At 58.6% G+C, this 23,878-nt stretch carries 21 protein-coding genes and 1 riboswitch; of the genes, 5 read left to right on the forward strand and 16 right to left on the reverse strand.

Features of this window, described 5'->3' with window-relative positions:
* Window positions 1-12 precede the first annotated feature (12 nt).
* Entirely contained in the window at window positions 13-1,050 is a 1,038-nt protein-coding gene (gene cobW / locus CFBP6623_RS13480) for a cobalamin biosynthesis protein CobW (RefSeq protein ID WP_046799675.1), read from the reverse strand.
* The gene (locus tag CFBP6623_RS13485) at window positions 1,047-1,472 is read right to left on the reverse strand and encodes a DUF1636 family protein (protein ID WP_046799676.1); all 426 of its coding nucleotides are present in this window, start codon (window positions 1,470-1,472) and stop codon (window positions 1,047-1,049) included. The genes cobW and CFBP6623_RS13485 overlap by 4 nt, the downstream gene beginning before the upstream one ends.
* Before the next feature lie 119 nt (window positions 1,473-1,591).
* Window positions 1,592-1,809: riboswitch (cobalamin riboswitch) on the reverse strand.
* A 133-nt stretch (window positions 1,810-1,942) separates the two neighbouring features.
* On the opposite strand from CFBP6623_RS13485, the gene cobO reads away from it, so the two are divergent.
* Window positions 1,943-2,560, forward strand: a complete 618-nt coding sequence (gene cobO / locus CFBP6623_RS13490) for a cob(I)yrinic acid a,c-diamide adenosyltransferase (RefSeq protein ID WP_046799766.1) — start codon at window positions 1,943-1,945, stop codon at window positions 2,558-2,560.
* Window position 2,561: 1 nt separating this feature from the next.
* Window positions 2,562-4,019 carry a cobyric acid synthase gene (locus CFBP6623_RS13495; protein ID WP_046799677.1) on the forward strand — a complete coding sequence of 486 codons (1,458 nt, stop codon included), beginning with the start codon at window positions 2,562-2,564 and terminating at the stop codon, window positions 4,017-4,019.
* Here the strand turns inward: CFBP6623_RS13495 and cbiB are convergent.
* Entirely contained in the window at window positions 4,006-4,971 is a 966-nt protein-coding gene (gene cbiB, locus CFBP6623_RS13500) for an adenosylcobinamide-phosphate synthase CbiB (RefSeq protein ID WP_046799678.1), read from the reverse strand. The genes CFBP6623_RS13495 and cbiB overlap by 14 nt on opposite strands.
* Here cbiB and cobD point away from each other — a divergent pair.
* Window positions 4,970-6,016, forward strand: a complete 1,047-nt coding sequence (gene cobD / locus CFBP6623_RS13505; protein WP_062654431.1) for a threonine-phosphate decarboxylase CobD — start codon at window positions 4,970-4,972, stop codon at window positions 6,014-6,016. The two genes, cbiB and cobD, sit on opposite strands and share 2 nt — an antisense overlap.
* Here the strand turns inward: cobD and CFBP6623_RS13510 are convergent.
* The 9 genes from CFBP6623_RS13510 to CFBP6623_RS13550 all read right to left on the reverse strand — a co-directional run bounded on the left by CFBP6623_RS13510 (window position 5,998) and on the right by CFBP6623_RS13550 (window position 15,312).
* Complete coding sequence (locus tag CFBP6623_RS13510) at window positions 5,998-7,275, reverse strand: L-fuconate dehydratase (RefSeq protein ID WP_046799680.1); 1,278 nt, start codon at window positions 7,273-7,275, stop codon at window positions 5,998-6,000. The genes cobD and CFBP6623_RS13510 overlap by 19 nt on opposite strands.
* Before the next feature lie 36 nt (window positions 7,276-7,311).
* Window positions 7,312-7,641 (reverse strand): L-rhamnose mutarotase, encoded by a 330-nt coding sequence (locus tag CFBP6623_RS13515; protein ID WP_046799681.1) that lies wholly within the window; start codon window positions 7,639-7,641, stop codon window positions 7,312-7,314.
* A gap of 11 nt (window positions 7,642-7,652) precedes the next feature.
* Window positions 7,653-8,786 carry a mannitol dehydrogenase family protein gene (locus CFBP6623_RS13520; RefSeq protein WP_046799682.1) on the reverse strand — a complete coding sequence of 378 codons (1,134 nt, stop codon included), beginning with the start codon at window positions 8,784-8,786 and terminating at the stop codon, window positions 7,653-7,655.
* The gene (locus tag CFBP6623_RS13525; RefSeq protein ID WP_046799683.1) at window positions 8,783-9,793 is read right to left on the reverse strand and encodes a zinc-binding alcohol dehydrogenase family protein; all 1,011 of its coding nucleotides are present in this window, start codon (window positions 9,791-9,793) and stop codon (window positions 8,783-8,785) included. The genes CFBP6623_RS13520 and CFBP6623_RS13525 overlap by 4 nt, the downstream gene beginning before the upstream one ends.
* A gap of 3 nt (window positions 9,794-9,796) precedes the next feature.
* A complete protein-coding gene (locus tag CFBP6623_RS13530; RefSeq protein WP_046799684.1) occupies window positions 9,797-10,618 on the reverse strand; it encodes an amidohydrolase family protein in 822 nt (273 codons plus the stop codon).
* A gap of 4 nt (window positions 10,619-10,622) precedes the next feature.
* Complete coding sequence (locus CFBP6623_RS13535) at window positions 10,623-11,636, reverse strand: aldo/keto reductase (protein ID WP_046799685.1); 1,014 nt, start codon at window positions 11,634-11,636, stop codon at window positions 10,623-10,625.
* A gap of 64 nt (window positions 11,637-11,700) precedes the next feature.
* The gene (locus tag CFBP6623_RS13540) at window positions 11,701-12,642 is read right to left on the reverse strand and encodes an ABC transporter substrate-binding protein (protein WP_046799686.1); all 942 of its coding nucleotides are present in this window, start codon (window positions 12,640-12,642) and stop codon (window positions 11,701-11,703) included.
* A 76-nt stretch (window positions 12,643-12,718) separates the two neighbouring features.
* Complete coding sequence (locus tag CFBP6623_RS13545; protein ID WP_046799687.1) at window positions 12,719-13,741, reverse strand: ABC transporter permease; 1,023 nt, start codon at window positions 13,739-13,741, stop codon at window positions 12,719-12,721.
* Window positions 13,742-13,749: 8 nt separating this feature from the next.
* Window positions 13,750-15,312 carry a sugar ABC transporter ATP-binding protein gene (locus CFBP6623_RS13550; protein ID WP_080841820.1) on the reverse strand — a complete coding sequence of 521 codons (1,563 nt, stop codon included), beginning with the start codon at window positions 15,310-15,312 and terminating at the stop codon, window positions 13,750-13,752.
* 257 nt (window positions 15,313-15,569) lie between these two features.
* Between CFBP6623_RS13550 and CFBP6623_RS13555 the strand changes: the two genes are divergently transcribed.
* Both CFBP6623_RS13555 and CFBP6623_RS13560 read left to right on the forward strand, forming a co-directional pair.
* Complete coding sequence (locus tag CFBP6623_RS13555) at window positions 15,570-16,262, forward strand: FadR/GntR family transcriptional regulator (RefSeq protein WP_046799688.1); 693 nt, start codon at window positions 15,570-15,572, stop codon at window positions 16,260-16,262.
* Between the two features lie 42 nt (window positions 16,263-16,304).
* The gene (locus CFBP6623_RS13560; RefSeq protein ID WP_046799689.1) at window positions 16,305-17,837 is read left to right on the forward strand and encodes a UxaA family hydrolase; all 1,533 of its coding nucleotides are present in this window, start codon (window positions 16,305-16,307) and stop codon (window positions 17,835-17,837) included.
* 86 nt (window positions 17,838-17,923) lie between these two features.
* On the opposite strand, the gene purH is transcribed toward CFBP6623_RS13560, so the two are convergent.
* From purH to htpX, 4 genes are all read right to left on the reverse strand, one after another.
* The gene (purH, locus tag CFBP6623_RS13565; RefSeq protein WP_046799690.1) at window positions 17,924-19,540 is read right to left on the reverse strand and encodes a bifunctional phosphoribosylaminoimidazolecarboxamide formyltransferase/IMP cyclohydrolase; all 1,617 of its coding nucleotides are present in this window, start codon (window positions 19,538-19,540) and stop codon (window positions 17,924-17,926) included.
* 166 nt (window positions 19,541-19,706) lie between these two features.
* On the reverse strand, window positions 19,707-21,374 hold the full coding sequence (locus CFBP6623_RS13570; RefSeq protein ID WP_046799691.1) for a heparinase II/III family protein: 1,668 nt from the start codon (window positions 21,372-21,374) through the stop codon (window positions 19,707-19,709).
* A gap of 124 nt (window positions 21,375-21,498) precedes the next feature.
* Complete coding sequence (locus CFBP6623_RS13575) at window positions 21,499-22,899, reverse strand: RsmB/NOP family class I SAM-dependent RNA methyltransferase (protein WP_046799692.1); 1,401 nt, start codon at window positions 22,897-22,899, stop codon at window positions 21,499-21,501.
* A complete protein-coding gene (gene htpX, locus CFBP6623_RS13580; RefSeq protein WP_046799693.1) occupies window positions 22,896-23,855 on the reverse strand; it encodes a zinc metalloprotease HtpX in 960 nt (319 codons plus the stop codon). The genes CFBP6623_RS13575 and htpX overlap by 4 nt, the downstream gene beginning before the upstream one ends.
* Window positions 23,856-23,878 lie beyond the last annotated feature (23 nt).

The raw sequence follows: 23,878 nt of genomic DNA on the forward strand, positions 1-23,878 counted from the left end.
CATTAAAAAGTGTCAGGCGGCCAGCATCCGTTCGATCTTTTCGCGGTTGATGCCCTTTTCACCAATGATAACGAGCCGGCTGCGGCGCTCCTCACCCACCGCCCATGGACGGTCGTAATAATGATTGACGCGGCTACCGACAGCCTGCACCTGCAGGCGCATCGGCTTGGCGGAAACCTCGATGAAACCCTTGATACGCAAAACATTTTCCGCAGCCGCCGTCTCGGCGATGCGGGCCGCCAGCGCTTCCGGATCGCTCACGGCCGGCAGGTCGATGACGAAGCTGTCGAAATCGTCGTGTTCATGGTCAAACGCGCCATCATGATGCGTGCGGCGGTTTTCAATATCCTCTTCCACCGCAAGACCCAGGCCGATCAGCACGGCAGGGTCGATGGCGCCATTCGAAGCGACGACGATCTTCGCCGCCTTCGGCAGATGCTCAAGGATATGGGCCTTCGCCTTGTCGAGACCGGCATCATCGAGAAGATCGGCCTTGGTCAACACGATAAGATCGGCGCAGGCGACCTGATCCTCGAAAACTTCCTCCACCGGATCATCGTGGTCGAGCGCCTCGTCATTGGCCCGCTGGGCGGCAAGCGCTTCCATGTCGTGGGCGACCTGTCCTTCGGCAAGGGCGGCGCCATCCACCACGGCCACCACTGCATCCACCGTCACGCGGCTCTTGATCGCCGGCCACTGGAAGGCCTGCACCAGCGGCTTCGGCAGGGCGAGGCCGGACGTTTCGATGAGGATATGCTCCACCTTCGGCTGGCGGCTCAAAATCTGTTCGATAGCGGGTTGGAAATCATCCGCCACCGTGCAGCAGATGCAGCCATTGGCCAGTTCGACGATGTTTTCTTCCGGGCAGCTTTCAATGCCGCAGCCCTTCAGGATTTCCCCATCGATGCCGATATCGCCGAATTCATTGACAATGATGGCGAGCCGCTTGCCATCCAGCTTTTCGAGAAGGCCGCGCAGCAGCGTGGTTTTTCCAGCCCCCAGAAAGCCGGTAACGATGGTGCAGGGAACGCGGTCCAGAAGGGTGCTCATGATCTCTCCTCGGTAAAATCGAATGGGGGAATGCGCGCCACCATGCCGCGCTTCAATGGTTCGGGGCGGCCGCGCCAGGGCATCAGGCCGTCTGCGGAGGCGGCCAGCATATGCGCGCCTGTCAGCAGGTCTTCCGCGTCATCGGGCTTCAGCCCGCCAAACACATAGGACCAGCCGTCGGCACCGCGAAGCACGGCGCTGAGGCCGCGCTTACAATTGGCAAGGCAATTGACGGAACGAACGACGACGCCGGATTCTTCCGCCTTTGCGATAACGGCATCAGCGAGACGCGAACCGGCGCGCGGTTCGGCATTGGGATCGGCTTCATCGCGACAGCTTCGACAAACGAAGACGACAACACCAGACGCCGTGTTAGCCTGCGTGTTTCCGCCTGCACATGGAGATGTCGCTGAAATATCCAAACCGTTTCGCTTCCCGCGCCTTTAAAAATCGTCGGGGTGCGGATATCGAAAACGGCGTGCGCAGATGCGCAAACCCAATGTTCGATCTGACCGACTAACCGGAGCACCCCGCCCGGCAGACGTTTTTTTCTGAAACGGCAGGTCTCCTGGCTTGCGGCTTCAAAACACCCGGACACCGCCTTCCCGAACCCATCTTGGAGGTCCAGTGGCTTTACGGTGCGGGCTTACCGCTTACAGTTGCGGGGGCAGCCACGGAATGACCCATTGTCCGGGTGGAACCGTGTTCCCTCTTAGCTTTTCCCGTTGCCGGGAAAAGACCGTCAGTCCGATACCATTAGGCTGAACGGGGGTGAGGGTCAATGCCGTGGCATGCCCCTCATACATTGCCGGGTGCGGCAAATTGGGTATAGTCGCCGCTCCGAATGGCAGGGGCATCCGGTCCCGCACCGCAGGATGAGAAGGAAAACGCGATGACACGCGACATCAGCGACAACGAAGCCGAACGTCACCGGCAGAAAATGGTCAACCGCAAGACGGCTCAGGATGCCGAAGTTGCGGCAAAGACCATCGAAAAAGGTCTGCTGATGATCAATACTGGCCCGGGCAAAGGCAAGTCCACGGCCGCCTTCGGTCTTGCCCTGCGGATGCTCGGCACCGGGCGGCGGGTCGGCGTAGTGCAGTTCATCAAGGGCGCATGGTCGACGGGCGAACAGCAGGCGTTGACGCTTTTCGGCGACAGTGTTGTCTGGCGCACCATGGGCGAGGGTTTCACGTGGGACACGCAGGATCTGAAACGCGATGTTGCCGCAGCCACAAAAGCCTGGGAAGAAGCCAAGGCCCTGATGGCCGATGAAACGATCGGCCTCCTGATCCTTGATGAACTGAACATTGCGCTGCGTTACGACTATCTGCCGCTGGAAGAGATTGTTGAAACCCTGTCCAGCCGCAGACCTGATCTGCATGTCGTCGTCACCGGCCGCAACGCCAAGCAACCGCTGATCGAGGCGGCCGACATGGTAACGGAAATGACGCTGGTGAAACACCACTTCAAGGCGGGTGTGAAGGCGCAGGCGGGGATAGAATTCTGACATGACTGCGCGGGTGCTGATGTTTCAGGGAACCGGCTCGGATGTCGGCAAATCGCTGATGGTGGCCGGCCTTGCCCGTGCATTCACCCGGCGCGGCCTGTCGGTAATGCCGTTCAAACCGCAGAACATGTCGAACAATGCGGCGGTGACCGCCGATGGCGGCGAGATCGGCCGCGCCCAGGCGCTGCAGGCGCGGGCGGCGGGCGTGCCGCTATCCGTCCACATGAACCCGGTATTGCTTAAACCCCAAAGCGAAACCGGTGCACAGGTGGTGGTGCAGGGCAAGATCGTCGGCAATGCCAAGGCCGCCGATTATCAGCACATGAAGGCGGGACTGATGCCGCGCGTGCTGGAAAGCTTCGATCGCCTGAAACAGCAGGCCGATCTGGTACTGGTGGAAGGGGCGGGCAGCGCGTCTGAAATCAACCTGCGCGCCAATGACATCGCCAATATGGGTTTCGCCCGCGCGGCCGGTGCACCGGTGATCCTGATCGGCGATATCGACCGGGGCGGCGTCATCGCCAGCCTCGTCGGCACCAAGGCAGTGCTTGAGCTGGACGATGCGGCAATGATCGAAGGTTTCATCGTCAACCGCTTCCGCGGCGATCCGGCGCTGTTTTCCGATGGCATGCGGATGATCGCGGAAAAGACCGGCTGGGCCTCCATCGGGCTTCTGCCGCATTTTTCCGATGCCGCGAAACTGCCGGCAGAAGATGCTCTCGGTGTTTCCGGCCCGGCCCAACGGAAACCGGGCGCAAAGATCCGCATCGCGGTGCCAATCCTGCCGCATATCTCCAATTTCGACGATCTTGATCCGCTGGACATGGAGCCGGATGTGGAACTGATCCGCATACGGCCGGGCGAAACCATTCCTGCCGATTGCCGGCTGGTGCTGCTTTGCGGTTCGAAATCCACCATCGCCGATTTGGCCGTGCTTAAAAACGCTGGCCTCGATATCGACATCAAGGCCCATGCCCGGCGTGGTGGCTATGTTTTCGGCCTTTGCGGCGGATACCAGATGCTCGGCAAAACCGTTGCCGATCCTGACGGCATAGAAGGGCCACCGGCAACGGTAACAGGGCTTGGCCTGCTGGATGTCGATACGGTTTTGACCGGCGATAAGCGGCTTGTTTCCGTACGTGGCAGGAGTTTCGACGGGATTGATTTATCCGGCTATGAAATGCATGTCGGCGAAACGAAGAGTGCTGCGGATAGCCTGCCGTTTTCGATGATCGGGGGATATGCCGATGGCACCATCTCGCCCGACGGCCGCGCCTTCGGCACCTACATTCACGGGCTTTTCGCGGATGACCGCCAGCGTAGCGCATGGCTGCAGCGGCTCGGCGGTGAGCATACGCAGCTGAACTACGATGCGCAGATTGAAGCCGTTCTTGACCGTTTGGCTGCGCATATGGAAGAACACCTCGATCTCGACAGACTGCTGTCTATAGCGCGATAAGGATTGCGAGAAGCCCAAACAGGCCGATCAACAGGACATCTGCGATCCTTGCCAGCCGGAGCGCCGCGCGAATATCGCCGGCAACCAGCGCCGCCCTCCCGCCTTCGCCCATAAAACGCGCATCGATCATCTGCCCACCATAGGAGCGCGGGCCGGCTAGCGCAAAGCCAAGCGCACCAGCCAGCGCCGCCTCCGGCCAGCCGGCATTGGGGGATCGATGGTGGTGCGCATCGCGACGGATTGCGGCGAGGGCCCCTAGCGGAGAAGCACCTTTCACGAAAAACGCGGCGATGACGAAAAGACCGCCGCTCAATCTTGAGGCCGGCAGATTGACCAAGTCGTCCAGCCGGGCCGAGGCCCAGCCAAAGGCCTCATGGCGTGGAGAGCGGTGGCCGATCATGCTGTCGGCCGTATTGATCGCCTTGTAAGCTGCACCGCCCGGCAGGCCCAACAGGCCGAGCCAAAGGGCAGGGGCAACAATACCGTCAGAAAAATTCTCGGCCAGACTCTCAATTGCCGCCCGGCATATCGCCGCCTCGTCCAACGCCTGCGGATCGCGACCGACGATCATCGACACCGCCTTGCGGCCACCCTCCACACCCTCGCGCTCCAATGCAACGGCAACGGCCTCCACATGCTGTTCCAGACTTTTTTGCGCCGGAAGCGAGGCGCCGAGGATAGCCGCAGCCAAAAGGCCGATGGGCAAGAGAAGCAGAACCGATTGTACGGACCATGCAAGAATGACGGTGAGACCGGCAAAAACAACCAGCGCAGCCACGCCTGCCGCCCTACGCTGCGAAAATGAAGCGCTCTCCCGGTTCCATTTTTTGTCCAGCAGCGCGATAAGCGAACCGATCCAGGTGACGGGGTGGCCGATACGTTTGAACAACCAGTCCGGATAGCCGGTCAAGCGTTCGATCACGAGCGACAGGAAAGCGAGAGCAAAGAACATGGGCGAGACAGTACCAGAAAAGCCGCAGGCTGCGATCCGTCACGGCGGCAATCTCGGCAAGGCGCGCCTGACGTTTCCTGACGCGCCTGAACCGTGGATCGACCTATCCACCGGGATCAATCCGCACTCCTATCCGCATTCTCCCATTCCCGCCAGCGCATTCGCCCGCCTGCCGGAACCGGATGCCGCCGAAGCGTTGAAGCAGCTGGCAGCAACCCATTTTGGCGCACCTTCTGCCGCGCATATCACGCTTTCGCCTGGCACCCAGATGCTGATGCCGTTATTAGCTCAAATCGCTCTTTCCCGTGGGGCAAAAAACGGGGCTGTGCTTTCACCCGCCTATGCGGAACACGCCCGCACCGCGCGCATGGCCGGACTGAACGTGACCGAAGTTGACAACCTTGGCGACCTGTCAGCATCCGCATATGCGGTGGTGGTCAATCCCAACAATCCCGATGGTCGTGTCACGGATCGAGACGCCTTGCTGTCTCTGGCCCATTCGATGCGTCGTAAAAACGGCCTGCTCGTCGTGGATGAAGCCTTTGTCGAAGCGGGAGGTACAGAAAGCCTCGCCGATGCCGCCGATCACGATGCGCTGGTTGTGCTGCGATCCTTCGGCAAATTTTATGGCATGGCGGGCGTGCGGCTCGGTTTCGCGATTGCGCATCCTGATACAGCCGCCGCACTTGAGGCAAGGCTCGGTCCCTGGGCAGTTTCCGGCCCGGCACTGCATATTGCGACCGAAGCTTTGGCAGACGAGGAATGGCAATCATCCATGCGCCTTCAACTCACGAAAGAAGCCCGGCGCATGAATGACCTGCTGAAAAAAGTGGGGCTGGAAATCAAAGGCGGCACGTCCCTGTTCACGCTGGTCCGGGATAAGCGCGCCACAGCACTGTTAGGGCATCTTGGCCAGCGTGGCATTCTGGTCCGCATCTTTGATGAAAGGCCGAACGACATGCGTTTCGGCCTCCCCGGCAGCGAAGAGGAGTGGCAGCGCCTGGAAGTGGCACTGCTCTCTTTCGATCATCCCTCGAAGGTGTAGGTCTCGATCGACTCCGGCTTCATTTCGATGGAGAAGCCCGGCAGTTTCGGCGGCATGTAGGCGGCGTTGCGGATATCGCAGGGCTCGATGAAGTGCTCGTGCAGATGGTCGACATATTCGATGACGCGGCCTTCCTTCGTGCCTGACACAACCAGATAATCAATCATTGACAGGTGCTGCACATATTCGCAAAGGCCGACGCCGCCGGCATGCGGCCAGACCGGCAGATTGTATTTGGCGGCAATCAGCAGCACAGCCAGCACTTCATTCAGGCCACCCATGCGGCAGCTGTCGATCTGCACCACGTCGATGGCGCCTTCAGCGATGAACTGCTTGAACATGATGCGGTTCTGGCACATTTCGCCCGTCGCCACCTTCACGGAACCGATGGCGGCACGAATTTTACGATGGCCGGCGACATCATCCGGGCTGGTCGGTTCTTCGATGAAGAAGGGCTTGGAAAAGGCGAGCTTATTCACCCACTCGATTGCCTGATCCACTTCCCACACCTGATTGGCATCGATCATCAGGTAACGGTCAGGACCAATCACCTCGCGGGCGATGGTGAGACGGCGAATATCGTCTTCCAGATCACGGCCGACCTTCATCTTCACATGGTTGAATCCGGCATCAATCGCTTCCTGGCAAAGACGGCGCAGCTTGGCGTCGTCATAACCTAGCCAGCCGGCTGACGTCGTGTAGCAGGCATAACCCTCGTTCTTCAGCGTCTCTATACGCTCCTTCTTGCCGCTCTCGGCTTGTCTCAGGATCGCAAGCGCATCGTCGCGGGTCAGCACATCGGTCAGATAACGATAATCAACGATGTCGGCGATTTCTTCCGGACTCATATCGGCAACAAGCTGCCACACCGGCTTGCCCGCCTTCTTCGCCAGCAGATCCCAGACAGCATTGACGACGGCGCCGGTGGCGAGATGCATCGCACCCTTGTCCGGGCCGATCCAGCGGAGTTGGCTGTCGCTCGTCAGATGCCGCCAATATTTACCGGGGTTCTCGGTGACGGTGATGAGGTCGGTGCCGACCACCAGATGCCGCATCGCTTCGATTGCCATGCAGCAGATGTCATTGCCGCGACCGATGGTGAAGGTCAGCCCATGGCCCTTCAGGCCCGGCTCGTCGGTGTCGAGAATGACGTAAGCCGCGGAATAATCCGGGTCGGGGTTCATCGCATCCGAACCGTCAAGGCTCTGGGAGGTCGGGAAACGCAGGTCGAAAACACGCAGATCTGTAATTTTGGTCATGGCCGGTTACTCGCGGTCAGTGTCAAAGGAAATCGTTCAATCGTGGTGGAAGGTTTCTTCCATCATCGCCCACCACTCGTCTTGCCTGCGGCTTTCGAGCGGTTGCTGGCAGGGAATGGTGAAAGACCACCATTCCTGGTTCTTGGGGCTTGCGGCTATCTTCGCCATGTCGGCGCTGAAATCCGTGCCGTGATATTCCCAATAGCCGAACAGCAGATTTTCCGGTTCACGCAGGAAGATCGTATAGTTACGGATGTTGCTGTCGCTGATGAGCGCCAGAACTTCCGGCCAGACGGCAGCGTGCAGCCTTTTATATTCCGCGATCATCTCGGGTTTGACACCTATGACCATGCCCATACGCTGCATGAAAAACTCCGTTATTGCTTGATGGTAGCGAGCGCTGCGCGCAGCCCGTGTTGCGGCAGGTTCAATCCCAGCCGTTCTGCAGCAGCAATGATCGGGATGAATCGACGACGCTTCTTTTCATCGTGGTTACCGGCGATATCGGCCAGCCGATGCGCGAGAAAAGGATTGCGCAAACGTTCGCGCAACACACTGATATAGACCTCAGCCTCATCTCCCATGCCTTCGGCAGCAAAGACCGGCAGAACCTCGTCCCGCCAGAGCGTTTCCAGATCCGTAACGAGAGCGTCGTCGCCCATTGCCTGACGCACTGTCTCGTCATTCGCACGCGCATCCTGCATCCAGCGCTCCGCCAGATAGGAGTGGCCGAGATTGAGCAGAAAAAGCTTCAGCTTTTCGTAGTGGTCGAGATCATCCGTCAGCACGATCGCAGGGTGAGCGCATGGCAAAACGAGCCCTTCCTGCCTCTCGATCGCCCAGAGCGCATAGGGCTCCGCCACCGCACCAACTGGATCGATAGGCTCGGAGACGATACGGTCGACCAGACTATTGGCGAAACGGCATTTCTCGTTGAGATAAAAGGCAAACCCCGCCGGCAACTGCCACTCGTCTGCAAGCTGGCGAATGACGTGCTGCAGCCTTTCGCCATTGCGCGGCACAAGTTCGCAGGGGAAGATCGACAAAGGCGCCTCCGGATTGCTCTGAAAACGCTCCAGCAGCAACATGCAGAGTTTCGCCGGAAAGCTTTTCGGCACCACCGAAAAATCGGCCACAAGCCCAGGCCCGTCAGCGGAATCCAGCTCATAACCGCGATCACCCGTATTGGACAGAATGACCTCGGCCATGCAGGCGAGACGCCGCACCTCGGCCCAGTCGGTCGCGGCGGTCAGCGCGCGCGCGACGGCCTTACCCGGAATTTCCTCGTCCACTTCCTTCCCATCGCTGATACCGCGAATGCGCACAGGGTAGGGCGCGCCGCTATTCAGTGCGGCAACACGCTTCAGGCTTTCCGCATTGCCGGTCGTCTGAACAATAGCGATATGCCCGAGAGCCTCGCCTTTATCCAGCGCCTGCGAAACGAACAGATCCGCATGCGCCAGAAGAAAACGGCTGGTGCCAAATTGCAGAATGGGCGTGTCAGCTGTCATGCGACCTCCACCATGCCTTTGATCACTCCGGCTTTCGGATCGGTCAGCTGAGAGAATTTGGAAGGCACATCGGCAAGCGTCATGCGGTGGGTAATCAGTGCTTCCGGTACCTTCCCGTCCCGCAGCGCCTGCAACACCCGCTCGAAATCCTGAAGCGTTGCATTTCGGCTGCCCAGCAGCGTCGTTTCGCGCTTGTGAAACTCCGGATCGTTGAAGCTGATATCGCTGGCGACGATGGATACCAGCACATAGGAGCCGCCGTGCCCGACGAAGGAAAACCCGCGTTCCATGGCCTTCGGATTGCCCGTCGCATCAAAAACCGCATCGAAGAAATCACCGCCGGTAATATCAGAGAGGCGGTCCTTATCACCTTCACCGAGCGTTACCGTATGGGCGACGCCGAGATGCTCCCTGCAGAAATCCAGCCGATCGGTGCGCCCGTCGATCATGGTCACCTCGCCACCATCGAGAACCGCAAAAACCGCAACCGCCATGCCGATAGGACCGGCGCCGACGATCAGGACCTTCTGCCCCTTCTCGACCGCGCCGCGGCGCACGGCATGCGCGCCGATGGCCAGAAATTCGGTCATGGCCGCCTGATCGAGGCTCAACCCCTCCGCCTTCAGCACGAATTGCTGCGGAACGCTCAAATATTCCACCATGCCGCCATCGCGATGAACGCCGAGGACACCAATATTGCGGCAGCAATTGCTCTTGCCTTTCAGGCAGGCGCTGCATTTTCCGCAGGAGATATAGGGAATGACGGTGACCACGTCGCCAGCGGAAAGAGGACTGCCATCAGGTGCTTCTTCCACGGTGCCGGAAAGCTCGTGGCCCATGATGCGCGGGTAGGAAAGATAGGGCTGGTTGCCAGTGAAGATGTGCAGATCCGTACCGCAGACGCCTATGCGGCGAATGCGCACCAGCACTTCACCTTCACCGCGTACAGGTTTCGGTAAATCCTTGGCGGTAAGTTGACCGGGAGTGTCACAGAAAATCGCCAGCATGCATCACCTGTCAGAAAGGGAATAAAAACGGATGGCGTTGCCGCCAAAAACTGCCGCATAGTCCTCTGCCGGCACGATATCGCGGCAGAAATCCAGCCAGACCTGGTAATCGCCGGCCAGTCGCAACACCGGCCAGTCGCTGCCGAAGATCACGCGGTTTGCGCCGAAGAGTTCCAGAATGGTTTCCGCATAGGGTCGCACCGCTTCCGGCCGCTGATCACCGCGCTCGGTCAACAGACCAGAAAGCTTGCAATGGACATTGGGTAGGGCAGCCAGAGCCGCCATGTCGCTCCGCCAGCCGCTATAATGACCTGTGGCGATCAACGGCTTCGCACCATGATCGATGACAACAGGCAGTTGCGGATGGCGGCGGGCGAAAGACAGGAGATGCGGCAGATTTGGCGGCAGGACCAGCGCATCAAACACAAGCCCGTGTTTCACCAGCGCGTCCACAGCGGTATCCAGCGCCGGATCGTCGATCCAGGCCACATCCTCAATGCCCTGCAGCATGGGGCGTACGCCCCTGAAGGCCGAATGTTTTGCCCGGCGGGCAATTTCCGTCGCCGCATCGGGGGACTTCATGTCCACCCAGCCAACCACACCTTTGATGAAACCTGTCTTATCCGCCAGCTCCAGCATGAAATCCGTATCGGCGGCAGTCTCCATTGTCTGCACTAGCACTGTTCCCGAAACCCCTGCCTCAGCCAGCAACGGCGACAGATCGGCCGGAAGAAAATCCCGGTAGATGGCGGCGAGCGCCGGCGGCGGCCATTGCCCGGCGCGATCCTTCATCAGCCAGAAATGCTGGTGGGCGTCTATGAGCATTGCCTCAGGCCTTTCCGCCGGGCACGGGCGAACCTTCGGCAATCAGGCCGCGCCTGTGCAGCTCGGACCAGAATTCATCTGGAATCGACTGTTCGAACCATTCGATATTGGAGGCAAGCTGTTGCGCGTTGCGCGCGCCTGACACGACCGTGACTGAAGCCGGATGGGCGAGCGGAAACTGCAGCGCAGCCGCCTGCAACGACACGCTCAACTCCTCGCACACGCCCTGCAGCGCATCGACGCGCGTAAGGATATCGGCAGGCGCATCGGCATAGTTGAACTTGCGGTTACCAGCCAGAATGCCTGAGTTGAACGCACCAGCGACAACGATGCCGACACCGCTTTCAGCGCAGCGGTTCATGAAGACAAGGCTCTGCTGTTCCAGGAGCGTATAGCGACCAGCAAGCATGGCGACGTCTATATCGAAGACATCCATGGCGTCGCTGACGATCTGCCATTCGTTAACGCCAAGCCCAACAGCTCCGGTCGACCCTTCTTCGCGCAGTTTGCCAAGCGCCCGGAAGCCGCCGCCAGTGGTCAGCTGCTCCCAGTAATGCCGGTGCTTTTCGCCGTGGGTGAAGGAGCCGATATCATGCACGTAAAGAATATCCGGCTTCAGAACGCCCAGCCGCTGCTGGCTTGCCTCGAAGGAGCGCAGGATACCGTCATAGGAATAATCATAGACCGGGCGGAACGGCAGCGGCGCTATATAGGCATCCTCCTCCGGACCGACGGTCTCGTCAGGAACCATCACACGGCCGACCTTGGTGCTGAGCGTATATTCGTTCCGCTCATGCTCCGTTACCATGGTGCCGAGACGACGCTCCGACCGCGTATAACCGTAAAAGGGCGCGGTATCGAAATAACGCATGCCGCTTTCCCATGCCGTGTCGAACGCACCTTTGGACTCCTCATAGGGCGTGACGCGGTAGAGATTGCCCATCTGGGCGCAGCCGAGGCCCATGACCGTGACGTCGACGGCGCGGCGCGGCAATTTACGTGTGTCGGAGACTTTCATCGCAGGGACTTTCCGGGTTTTATTTGAAAAGGCGCGCCGCCGTGAAGCGGCGCGCCATCATGCATCAATAAAGAACGTTCTTGGCTTCCGGCTTGTCGACATTGTCCTTGGTGACAACAACGACGCCGGTGTCGACGAACTTCTCAACCTTTTCCTTGTTGATGAGCTTGGTGATGGTTTCCACGCCCTTCTCACCCATCTGGTAGGAACCCTGAACGACGATGCCGGCCAGTGTGCCATCCTTGACGAAGCCCTGAAGATCCTGATTGCCGTCGAAGCCGATGCCAACGACCTTGCCGGCCTTGCCGGTCTGGGCAAGCGCACGGCCAACACCGATTGCCGTCGGCTCATTGGCGCCGAAGATACCTTTCAGATCGGAATTGGCGGCCAGAACGTCGGTGGTCTGGTTCAGCGCGGTCGCCATCTGCGACTGCGAATAGAAAGGACCGACGATCTTCAGGTTGGAATTCATCTGGATGTAATCGGTGAAACCGCCAACGCGGCCGATTTCAGAACCGGCACCGGCAACGTAAGACATGACGGCAATCTTGCCTTCCTTGCCCACCTTGTCGATCAGCGCCTGCGCTGCCAGTTCGCCGGCTTTCTTGTTATCGGTCGCCAGAAACGACTGGTAATATTGCTCGGAGCCGCTCGCCAGCTGCGAGTCGATCAGAACCACGGGAATACGGGCTTCCCAGGCCTTCTTGACGGCCGGAACCAGCGCATCCGGATCGGAAGGGGCAAGAACGATTCCCGCGACCTTACGGTTGATGGCGTTTTCAACCATGTTGACCTGGTCGGCAATCGCAGATTCGGCAGCCGGACCCTGGAAGGTCATGGTGTTGCCGGCAGAGTTCTTCATCGCCGCATCAGCGCCCTTCTGAACGTTCTGCCAGAAGGTGGAATTGACGGTCTTGACGATGACGGCGATTTCGCCGGCCTGCACGGTGGAAACGCTCCACAGCGCGATTGCGGATGTCAGAAGGGCGGTCGCAAGTTTGTTCATTTCTTCCTCCGTGATGTCGGCATACCGGGCCTCCCCTTGCCGATCTTTTTTGCGGAAAGGGTCCGCAGGCCCTTGATCAGCGGCGGTTGCGCAACTGGTCGATCCAGACGGTGACCAGAATGACGAGGCCGATGATGATCTGTTGTGTGAAGGCGGAGACGCCGTTCATATTGAGACCGTTGCGCAGGATGCCGATGACGAAGGCGCCGATGGCCGTGCCGGAAATCGTGCCCACACCGCCGATCAGGGACGTGCCGCCAATGACGGCGCTGGCAATCGCATCCAGCTCATACATCACGCCTTCATTCGGCTGGGCGGTGACGAGACGTGACATCAGCACGCAGCCCGTCAACCCGGCGAGCGTTCCGGACAGGATGTAGGTGAAATTGGTAACGCGGGCGACGTTCACGCCAGACAGACGCGCCGCATCCGCATTGGAACCAACGGCATAGATATGACGGCCGAGGATCGAGCGGTTGAGCATGAAGGAAACCGCAAGCGCAATCACCACCATCAGGATGACGGGGTAGGGGATGCCCGGAAACACGACGTTCGGAAAGCCGTCATCACCGATAGTGACGATGCGGAAGAGCGCGCCATTGCCGAGTTCGCCGAAGGATTCCCCGAGGCCGGACACAGCACGCGCGCCAGTGATCTGCAAAGCTACGCCGCGGGCAATCAGCATCATGCCGAGTGTGGCGATGAAGGGCGGCAGCTTGAAGCGCGTGACAAGCAGGCCGTTGATGAAGCCGCAAAGCGAACCCGTCAGAATGCCGAGAAACATGCCGATTGGCACCGGCATGCCAAGTTCTTTCACCGCAAGGGCTGCAACGACCCCGGCAAGCGCAAGCACCGAACCGACGGAAAGATCGATACCGCCAGTGATGATGACACAGGTTGCGCCAATACCGAGCAGCGCGATGGATGTGACCTGCAATGCGATCGTCATGCCATTATTGACGGTGAAGAAAGCGCTGCTGGTTGCGGAGAAGACCGCGACAAGCGCCACGAGGCTGCCAAGCGCCGCAAATTTCTGGATGATGTCCTTTTGGCGGTCGCTGAAAGCGAAGCTCTTCTTGGGTTCTGCAATATTGGCCATGTCGTTCCTCACTGCGCGGCCCGGCCGTACCCGGACGCATACCGCATGATTTCTTCCTGATTGGTCTTGGCGGTTTCAAGCACGCCCGTGATCCGGCCCTGGTGGAAAACGGCGATGCGATCCGTTAGCCCGAGAATTTCCGGCAGCTCCGAACTGATGAGAACAACGCCGATGCCCTGCGCGGCCAACTCATCCATGATCTTGTAGATCGCGAATTTCGCGCCGACATCGATGCCGCGCGTCGGCTCATCGAAGAACAGCACACGCGACTGCCGGAACAGCCATTTACCGATGATGATCTTTTGCTGATTGCCACCCGATAGCAGCCGCACGGTCTGCTGGATGGAAGGTGTACGAATATTCAAAAGATCGACGTAACGTCTGGCGACATCGTCGTGCTTCTTGAAATCGATCAACCCGAAACGGTTGGAAACTTCGCCAATATTGGCAAGAGTGGTGTTTGCGGCAACGGACATCTTGATGGCGAGACCATCGCTCTTCCTGTCTTCCGACAGATAGGCAATGCCTTCCCTGATGGCGTCCTGCGGTGAGCGGATGGAAAGCTCGCGGCTCTCAAAGATGATTTTTCCGCTATCAAGAGCATCGGCTCCGAAGATCGCCCGCGCCACCTCAGTACGCCCGGCCCCCATCAACCCGGCAAAACCGAGAATTTCGCCGCGCCGCAGCGAGAAGGAGACATCCTGAAACACGCCCGCGCGCGTCAATCCCTCGGCAGAGAAGATGATATCTTCAGAGGGCTTCGATGTGCGCTCCGGAAACTTGTCTTCCAGTGAGCGCCCGACCATGCGCGTGACGATATCGTCAACGGTGATCGACGCAAAATCGTCGGTCGAAATATAACGCCCGTCACGCAGGACCGTCACGCGGTCGACGATCTCGGCCATTTCATCCAGACGATGAGAAATATAGACGATGCCGACACCGGATGCCTTTAGATCGCGAATGACCTTGAATAAGAGCCGCGTTTCCTGCTCGGTTAGCGAGGAGGTCGGCTCATCCATGATGAGCACTTCAGCGTCAAGAGAGAGCGCCTTGGCGATCTCCACCATCTGACATTGGGCGACCGAGAGGCCACGCACGATCTGGTCGGGATCGATATCGACTCCCAGCCGATCGAGACAGCGTTTGGCATCGAGGCGCAGCTTTTTGCGGTCAACGAGAAAACCGCGGCGCGGCTCACGGGCAAGATAGATGTTTTCGGCGACGGAAAGATGCGGAACCAGATTGAGTTCCTGATGAATGATGGCGATGCCCGCCGCTTCAGACTCCAGCGGCGACGCATATTGCACCTTCACACCCTTGTGCAGGATCGTGCCGTCGCTCGGCTGGTAGACGCCGCTGATGATTTTCATCAGCGTCGATTTTCCTGCGCCATTCTCGCCGCAGACAGCATGCACTTCACCGCTGCGCAGATCGAAATGCACATTCGACAACGCCTTGACGCCCGGAAATTCCTTGCTGATGTTTTCAAGACGCAGGAGGGCCGAACGCTCCGCGCCCGTCTCCTCAGGCGAAAAATCGCCCCGAATTGTCGATGCGCCCTGCGACATCTGGAAACCTCCCACTCGTGCTCCCCACTCCACCGGGGTGCCTTGAACAGGCCAAATGGTTAGGCCGGTTTTCTGGAATGGTCAAGCCAATTAGGGCGAAATTTGAAATACGCCTTTGAATGGCGCGGAATCTTCATCGCCGAAAATTCGATATAATACTGTAAATTCTTATATTTAAGTAATTTCTTGCGTATTGATACGCTTGGCGTTACGGTAAGGCCAAATAGAGATTGCAGATAGGGATCATCGAAAAACATATGAATGGTCAGGCCAAAATAGCGGAACCACGCCGGCTCTATCAGCAGATAGCGGACCAAATACGTGAACTCATCGATCTCGGTGAGTTTCTGCCTGGAACACGGCTTCCGGCCGAACGGGAACTGGCGCAGAAACTCGGTGTATCGAGACCCTCGTTGCGAGAAGCGCTGATTGCGCTTGAAATAGACAACACTGTTGAAATTCGCATGGGTTCCGGTGTCTATGTCTCGACAGAGGCTCTCCAGACAACCCACCACACCAAATCGCTGGGCGACAGCCCCTCTGAGCTGATGCAGGCGCGCGCGGCTCTGGAAGGCGCGACCATCGTGCTGGCGGCAAGCCGCATGACCGACGAAACGATCTCAAGCCTTCGCCAGATCCTGAATACCATGCAGAAGGAAATCGAGGCGGGACGTAAGCCTCTGGATCAGGATCGGCTGTTTCACGTCACCATTGCCGAGCAATCCGGCAACAGCGTCCTCACACGGCTGGTGGCGAGTCTTTTCGACGAACGACACAGCCCCATTTCAGCCCAGTTGCGGGTCAAATTCGAGGATCGGGATACCTGGACCCATGCGCTTCAGGAGCACGAAGCCATTCTGGCAGCTCTGGAACTCAAGGATCCACTGCTGGCGCAGGCGGCCATTCATACCCATCTTGAAGGCTCCAAACGGCGCTGGGTCGAAAGCTGAGTTAGAAACATAGCAGGCAATATACCGGGAGGAGGAAAACCCGTGAGTGAGAATTCCGAGGCAACCATTTTGCTGAACGCCAACGACAATGTTGCGGTGGCGCGCCGGTCCATTCCGGCCGGTGGTGCGACGGGCAGGGGCGATCTGACGGCTCGCGAACTGATCGGACGCGGGCATAAAGTGGCCCTGAAATACATCAAATCCGGAGACGAGGTGCTGAAATACGGCCAGGTGATTGGTATCGCCACTCAGGATATCGAGCCGGGCCGGCACGTGCATCTGCACAATCTCGCCATGGTACCTTCCGAACACGCTCATCAGTTCAGTGTCGATATTGAAGAAAAGGGCATGGTGCCGGAAACCGAACGCCGCACCTTCATGGGCTATGATCGTGGTCTCGGCGGCGTGGGCACACGCAACTATATTGGCGTCATCGCATCGGTGAACTGTTCCGCCACGGTGTCGCGTTACATCGCCGATTATTTCAACAAACAGGGCGGACTTGACGGGTTCGATAATGTCGATGGCGTCGTGGCACTAACCCATGGCGGCGGCTGCGCGCTGAACACCAAATCGGAAGGCTACCGCCTTCTGATCCGAACCATTCAGGGTTATGCCCGTCATCCCAATTTCGGCGGTATTCTGCTGATCGGCCTCGGTTGCGAAACCAACCAGATCGCCCCCATCCTCGAACATTACAAGATGGAGGAAGGCGAGCGGCTGCGCACCATGACGATCCAGCAGCACGGCGGCACGCGCAAGACAATCGATGCGGCGATTACCGAGATCAAGGCCATGCTGCCAATGGTCAATGCCGCCCGCCGTACCGAACAACCGCTTTCGAAGCTGAAAGTGGCGCTGGAATGCGGCGGTTCGGATGGCTACTCCGGCATATCCGCCAACCCGGCACTCGGCTATGCGTCCGACCTCATTGTCCGCAATGGCGGCACGACAGTTCTTTCCGAAACACCGGAGATTTACGGCGCCGAGCACCTGCTGACAAAACGCGCCGTCACCCCGGCGGTCGCCGAAAAACTGCTGCAGCGTATTGACTGGTGGCGGGATTATACCGCCCGCAATGGCGACGAACTCAACAACAACCCCTCCCATGGCAACAAGCTTGGCGGCCTGACCACCATTTTGGAGAAATCACTGGGTGCAGTCGCCAAGGGCGGTTCCATGCCGTTGAAGGCCGTGTATGAATTTGCCGAAACCGTCACCGAGCAGGGTTTCGTTTTCATGGATACGCCCGGCTACGATCCCGTCGCCGTCACTGGCCAAGTCGCCGGCGGCTGCAACGTCATCTGTTTCACCACCGGCCGCGGCTCGGTTTCCGGTTTCAAGCCGTCGCCCTGCATCAAGATCGCCACCAATTCCGAAATGTATGAACATATGAAGGAAGACATGGATATCAACTGCGGTGAGATCGTTACCGGCGCAGAAACCATAGAAGAATCCGGCAAACGAATTTTCGAACATATTCTGGCCGTGGCTTCCGGCGACAAGACCGTCAGCGAGATTTACGACTACGGCGACAACGAATTCGTGCCGTGGCAGGTCGGGGCAGTCACCTGAACAAAAATCAAAACTGTCCCACGTGAAACAAAAGGCCCGGAAATCACTTTCCGGGCCTTCACTATTTCTGACTATAGGTCCGCGACTTAGTGGCGGAAGTGACGCATGCCCGTGAACACCATCGTCACATTATGCTCGTTTGCAGCGTCGATCACTTCCTGGTCACGCATGGATCCACCCGGCTGGATGACAGCTGTGGCACCAGCGGCAATCGCAGCAAGCAAGCCGTCAGCGAAAGGATAAAACGCTTCCGAAGCAACAGCGGAGCCGCGCGTCAGTGGTTCGGCAAGGCCAAGCGCCTTGGCCGCATCTTCCGCCTTCTGGGCGGCGATGCGGGCGGAATCCACCCGGCTCATCTGGCCGGCACCGATACCAGCCGTCTGTCCATCCTTGGCGTATATCACGGCATTTGATTTAACATGCTTGGCAATCTTGAAGGCGAACTTCATGTCTTCAAGCTCCTGCGCCGTCGGCGCGCGCTTGGTGACAACCTTGAGGTCGAGATCTTCGACCATGCCATTATCACGGCTTTGCACCAGCAGGCCGCCGGACACGGTCTTCGCGGTGATGCCGGCTGCACGCGGATTCGGAAGGCCGCCAGCGGTCAGCAGACGCAGGTTCGGCTTGCGGGCAATGATGGACTTTGCTTCTTCGGTGACGTCAGGTGCAATGATGACTTCGGTGAAGAGCTTGACGATCTCTTCCGCCGTTTCCGCATCAAGCGTTTGGTTCAAGGCGATGACGCCGCCAAAGGCAGAAACGGAATCGCAGGCCAGTGCCCGCCGGTACGCTTCGGCGAGTGTCGGACCAGTTGCAACACCACAAGGGTTGGCATGCTTGATAATGGCGACTGCCGGCGCATTTTCAGGCAGGAATTCCGCCACCAGCTCGTAAGCTGCATCCGTATCGTTGATATTATTGTAAGAAAGCTGTTTGCCCTGAAGCAGCGTCGCCGTTGCGACGCCGGGGCGCTTTTCGCCCGTCAGATAAAAACCGGCGCTCTGATGCGGGTTCTCGCCATAACGCATCTTTTCCTTCAGCGTCCCGCCGATGGCACGGTAATCCGGTGTCTCGATGGAAAGCGCTTCAACGAACCAGTTGGAAATCACCGCGTCATAGGCGGCCGTGCGGGCATAGGCCTTGGCGGCAAATGTCTGGCGCAGCGCATAAGAGGTATGGCCGTCATCAGCCTGCAGGGCTTCAACCAGTGCCGGATAGTCCGAAGGATCGGTGACGACCGTGACATAGGCATGGTTCTTGGCGGAAGCGCGGATCATCGCCGGACCGCCAATATCGATGTTTTCGACCGTCGTCGGATAATCGCCGCCCTTGGCGCGAACTTCCTCGAAGGGATAAAGATTGATGACCGAAAGATCGATCGCCTCGATACCATGTGCCTTCATCGCCTCGACATGTTCCGCATCATCCCGGATTGCCAGAAGCCCACCATGCACGTTGGGATGCAAGGTCTTAACGCGGCCGTCCATGATCTCAGGAAAATTGGTTACGTCGGAAACATCCGTCACCGGCAAGCCCGCTTCGGCGATGGCTTTTGCGGTACCGCCTGTCGACAGGAGCTTGACGCCGAGCTTTGACAGAACCGTCGCCAGCTCGAGGATATCAGTCTTGTCGGACACGGAAAGAAGCGCCGTGCGGATTTTGACTTTGTCGGGGGCGGGGATTTTTTTGGACACGACGGCCATCGGGCATACTCCGTTTGACGGGGAAGACGGGCTGAAATGGAATTGATCCAGCAATTGCCGCCGCGTTAACACAGCTTACCGGATTAATAAACAGCAGGGATGACGGAGGACGAAATCCATGAGCAGTTTTCGTCCGAAATAGCCCGGATTACGGATGAGATACGGCTCAGGCCTTGCGTTCGATGATCCAGCGGATTTCCCGCGTGTTGGCGAGATTGAAGGGCAACTCGATCTGTTGCGAAGGCCGCATGCCGGATGCATCGGCCATGAACACATCTTCGGTCACGAAAACCTCCAGACCCGGCGCCGAGAACAGCCAGGTGGTTCCGTCAGCCGCCTCCAGATAAACCGACTCCTCATCCCGCTGGAACAACTGAATATGAGGATGGATATGGAAACGCGAAACCGCCGAAATCGACTGCAATTGTGTCTTCGTCGTATTCTCGTCGGCTCTGAGCAGGTCACGGCCTTTAATTTTCGTGCCGGCCGCATTTAACTCGATTTCCCGCTCATGATAGCAGCCAAAGTTTTGCAGATAGCCATCATGCGACGCCCGCAGGACGTCGTTGCCGTTTCCATCAGTTCCACGCTCGCTATCCACCCGGCTGACGCCAGAAATCATGATAGGGCCAAGCAGCCTGGAGCGCGACAATCTGCAAGAGGAGGTATCTGCAAGCGTGACGGTGGAATGGGCGGCCGTTGACCGGCTGGCTCGCTGATATTCCGGGGCTGCATTTTTCGGAAAGCCGGAATTGATGATGAACCGGTTCTTGCCGCAGGACATTTCAAAAGACAGGCAACCCGAATGGGCATTACGGGAAAGCTCCGCCGAGCCTGGATGACCGGTGTCGACGATGATGACGGTCTCATCTGTCGCAAGCCGCTGGTAATTCACATCCGGCAACATTTTCGACGGCCGACCGGCGGTTTCGTCGTAACGCAACACGGAGACAAGCTCATTGGCAAGCGTCGCCGTCGCACCGTTGAATAGTGCGAGGTCGCCACCCTGATGCCTGAAAAAGCGGATTGCCGGAAACATCCGGTCTATCGCCGGCACCAGCCCGGAGGGCAGATCGTGGCCAAGATTGATATAACTTTGCCGAAGCGGCAGAAGATCGAGCAGCAGATCAAGCATGACCCGCGGGTTACGGGACACATGCCCGCCATCGGGCAGAATCTGGCGTTCCATTTCCTGAGCCAGCTTCATACCGTGCCGGGTGATACGGGAGAGGCGTGTCGGCATGGCAATGGAGGCCATGGCAAGCGCAATCCTGATCCTGAGCCGCGTCTCGCCATCCGGCGCGTGTTTGACGATCCTGTCCAGATAACGCACATGAAAAGCGAGACTTTTGAGGAAACGGCGGTAAAAACCAGCATCGGCCTCGAATAAAACAACGGGAGAATGGGACAGCCAGGCAATCAGCCGCTGCGCCGTAATCTCCGGCGACCAGCCTGTCCCGGTAACGCGCCTGCCGTTCAGGGCAATCCATTCGGCGACAATGCGACGCGCCCGCTTGCAAGCCTCACTCGACCTGTCGGAGCGGATATGCCTCAACCAGCCGAAGGCGTGCAGCCGCTCCTCAAAAACAAGCGAGGGATAATCCACCTGAAAGGGCGAAAGACCACCGGTTTCCACGACACGGCCGGCAAGCGCAATCCGACCGCGCAGCAATTCCTCGGCAAAATAAGGATCGATTGCCCTCAAATCCGTCGGTGCCGCTACCAGACCATCGGGCACACGGTTGGCAAACCGCGAGACATGCAAGCGCAAAGGTGTAAGGCCGACACACAGATGACGATACGCCATCCGTGAAAGAAGACCGGCCGCATTCATGCTGCCTGCAAAGGACCCTAACAAGCTGTGTTTCCCGCTTCACATATTTTGTTTTTATCAGTGAACCGTGATGACCGGAACATTATCGATAAATATCAATGATTCGCGAAAGCTTCGCTTTTTTCTACTTCTTACGCAAGACACTGCTAAAAAACCCGTCGACACCGCCGAACATATCCGGCGTCGTGCGCAGATCACCCTCTGGGCTGACAGCCGCTTCCATTCCCGGCCAATCTTCCTTGCGAACGGCAATACGCTCCACATCTGGATTTTCCGCGAGAACCTGCGCGATCATCTCTTCGCCTTCCGAAGGATCAAGCGAGCAGTTGGAGAACACGACGATACCGCCAGAACCCACCAATGTCAGCGAATGCCGCAACATCTGGCCCTGAAGAGCCGCAAGTTTGGCAATGTCCGTTTCATCCTTCGTCCAGCAGACATCGGGATGTTTACGCAGCGTGCCGGTTGACGAACACGGCGCATCCAGGAGAACAGCGTCAAACAGCAGCTCCGGCTGATACTTCAACATGTTCACCTCCACCGTTTCGGCATGGAGGCCAAGCCGGTCGAGATTTTCCCTGAGGCGCCGCAGACGATTGCCGGACTGGTCCAGCGCCGTCACTTTAGCGCCCGCCAGCGCAAGCTGGGCCGTTTTGCCGCCGGGGGCTGCACAGAGATCGGCGACACGTTTGCCGGAAATATCTCCCAGCAGCCGCACCGGCATGCTGGCGGCAAGATCCTGCACCCACCAAGCGCCCTCGGCAAAACCTTCAAGCGAGGGAATCTGCCCTTCGAAATCTCCAAGGCGCACGCTGCCATTTGGCAAAACCGTGCCGCCCAGCTTCTCCGCCCACAGGGCCGGATCAGCCTTGACTGTAAGATCAATGGAGGACGGTGTCAGCTGCGCTTCGGAAATCCGTTGCGCCACGTCATTGCCATAAGCGGAAACAAGCCGCGCATAGAACCAGTCCGGCAACACCGGTACGTCGGCAATGGCCTGTTCGATTTCCGCTTTCTCCCGGCCAAGCCTTCTGAGAACGGCGTTGACCAGCTTCACGAAACGCTTGTTGCGCGGGTCACGATGGGCCTGTTCCACCGCCAGATCGACAGCGGAATGATCGGGGACATCGAGATAGAGCATCTGCGCTGCGCCGACGACAAGTACGTGGTGCAGCGATCGCGCACCCTGTGGCAACGGCCCGTCAAGCAGCATCGACAATGCCGTTTCAATGCGGGGGAGGTGGCGAAGCGCACTGTTGACGATGGCTCTCACCAGCGCCCGGTCCGCAATGGAAAGCGCCCGATAGACAGGATTGCCGTTTTCGCTATCCAGCATGCCATCAAGCGAAGTCTTCTTTTCCAGAACGGCAGCGAGAATACGGGTCGCGGCGATGCGCGCAGCAAGGCCTGGCTTGTCCTCGAAAGACGAAGGGCCGTCTTCACGGCCCCCGCCTTGTCCCGGCCTCGCTTGTCCCGGTCTCGGTTTTCTGGACCGGGCCGGCTTATTCTGAATATCGGATGTCAAGACCACGGTCCCTTGCGCTCGTTTTCGTTGCTTCGTCCCGTATTGGGAACGGAGCCTGATTTGCGCAGAGGTCTATCACCCGATGGCGGCGGCGTCGATGCTCGCGGGGAAAACTCCTGCGCCATGGCATGCAGCGCCGCCACGCGGTTTTCCGTATTCGGATGCGTGGAGAAGAGATTGTCCATACGCTCACCGGAGAGGGGATTGATGATGAACATATGCGCCGTTGCCGGGTTGCGCTCGGCATCGTCATTGTGAATCTGCTGCGCCATGCCGGAGATTTTCTGCAACGCCGAGGCAAGCCATAGCGGATTACCACAAATTTCCGCGCCGCGGCGGTCGGCGGAATATTCCCGCGTCCGGCTGATCGCCATCTGCACCATCATTGCGGCGAGCGGCGCAACGATCATCGCAACCAGCACACCGATAAAGCCGAGCGGATTATTGTTGTTTTCACGATTGCCTCCGAAGAAGAAAGCGAAATTGCCGAGCATGGAGATAGCGCCCGCCAGCGTGGCGGTGATCGTCATGGTCAATGTATCGCGGTTCTGCACATGCGCCAGCTCATGGGCCATGACGCCAGCCACTTCTTCCGGGGTTAGACGCTCCAGCAGACCCGTAGAGGCCGCCACAGCGGCGTTCTGCGGGTTTCGTCCCGTCGCAAAGGCGTTGGGCTGGGGGCTGTCGTAAATATACACCTTCGGCATCGGTAGGTCGGCATTGTGCGAAAGATCGCGGATCATGTGGAAAAATTCGGGCGCATTGGCCTCGTCAATCTCCCGCGCGCGATAGGCGGAGAGGACCATTTTATCCGAATTCCAATAGGAGAAGAGGTTCATACCCGCAGCGATGAGAAGGGCAATCATCATGCCGCCCTTGCCGCCGATCAGAAAACCGACACCCATGAACAATGCCGTCATGAAGGCCAGAAGCATTGCCGTGCGCATCATGTTCATCGGTTAAAATCTCCTTGTCGTTC

The organism is Agrobacterium tumefaciens (genome assembly GCF_005221385.1).
GTDB lineage: Bacteria > Pseudomonadota > Alphaproteobacteria > Rhizobiales > Rhizobiaceae > Agrobacterium > Agrobacterium tomkonis.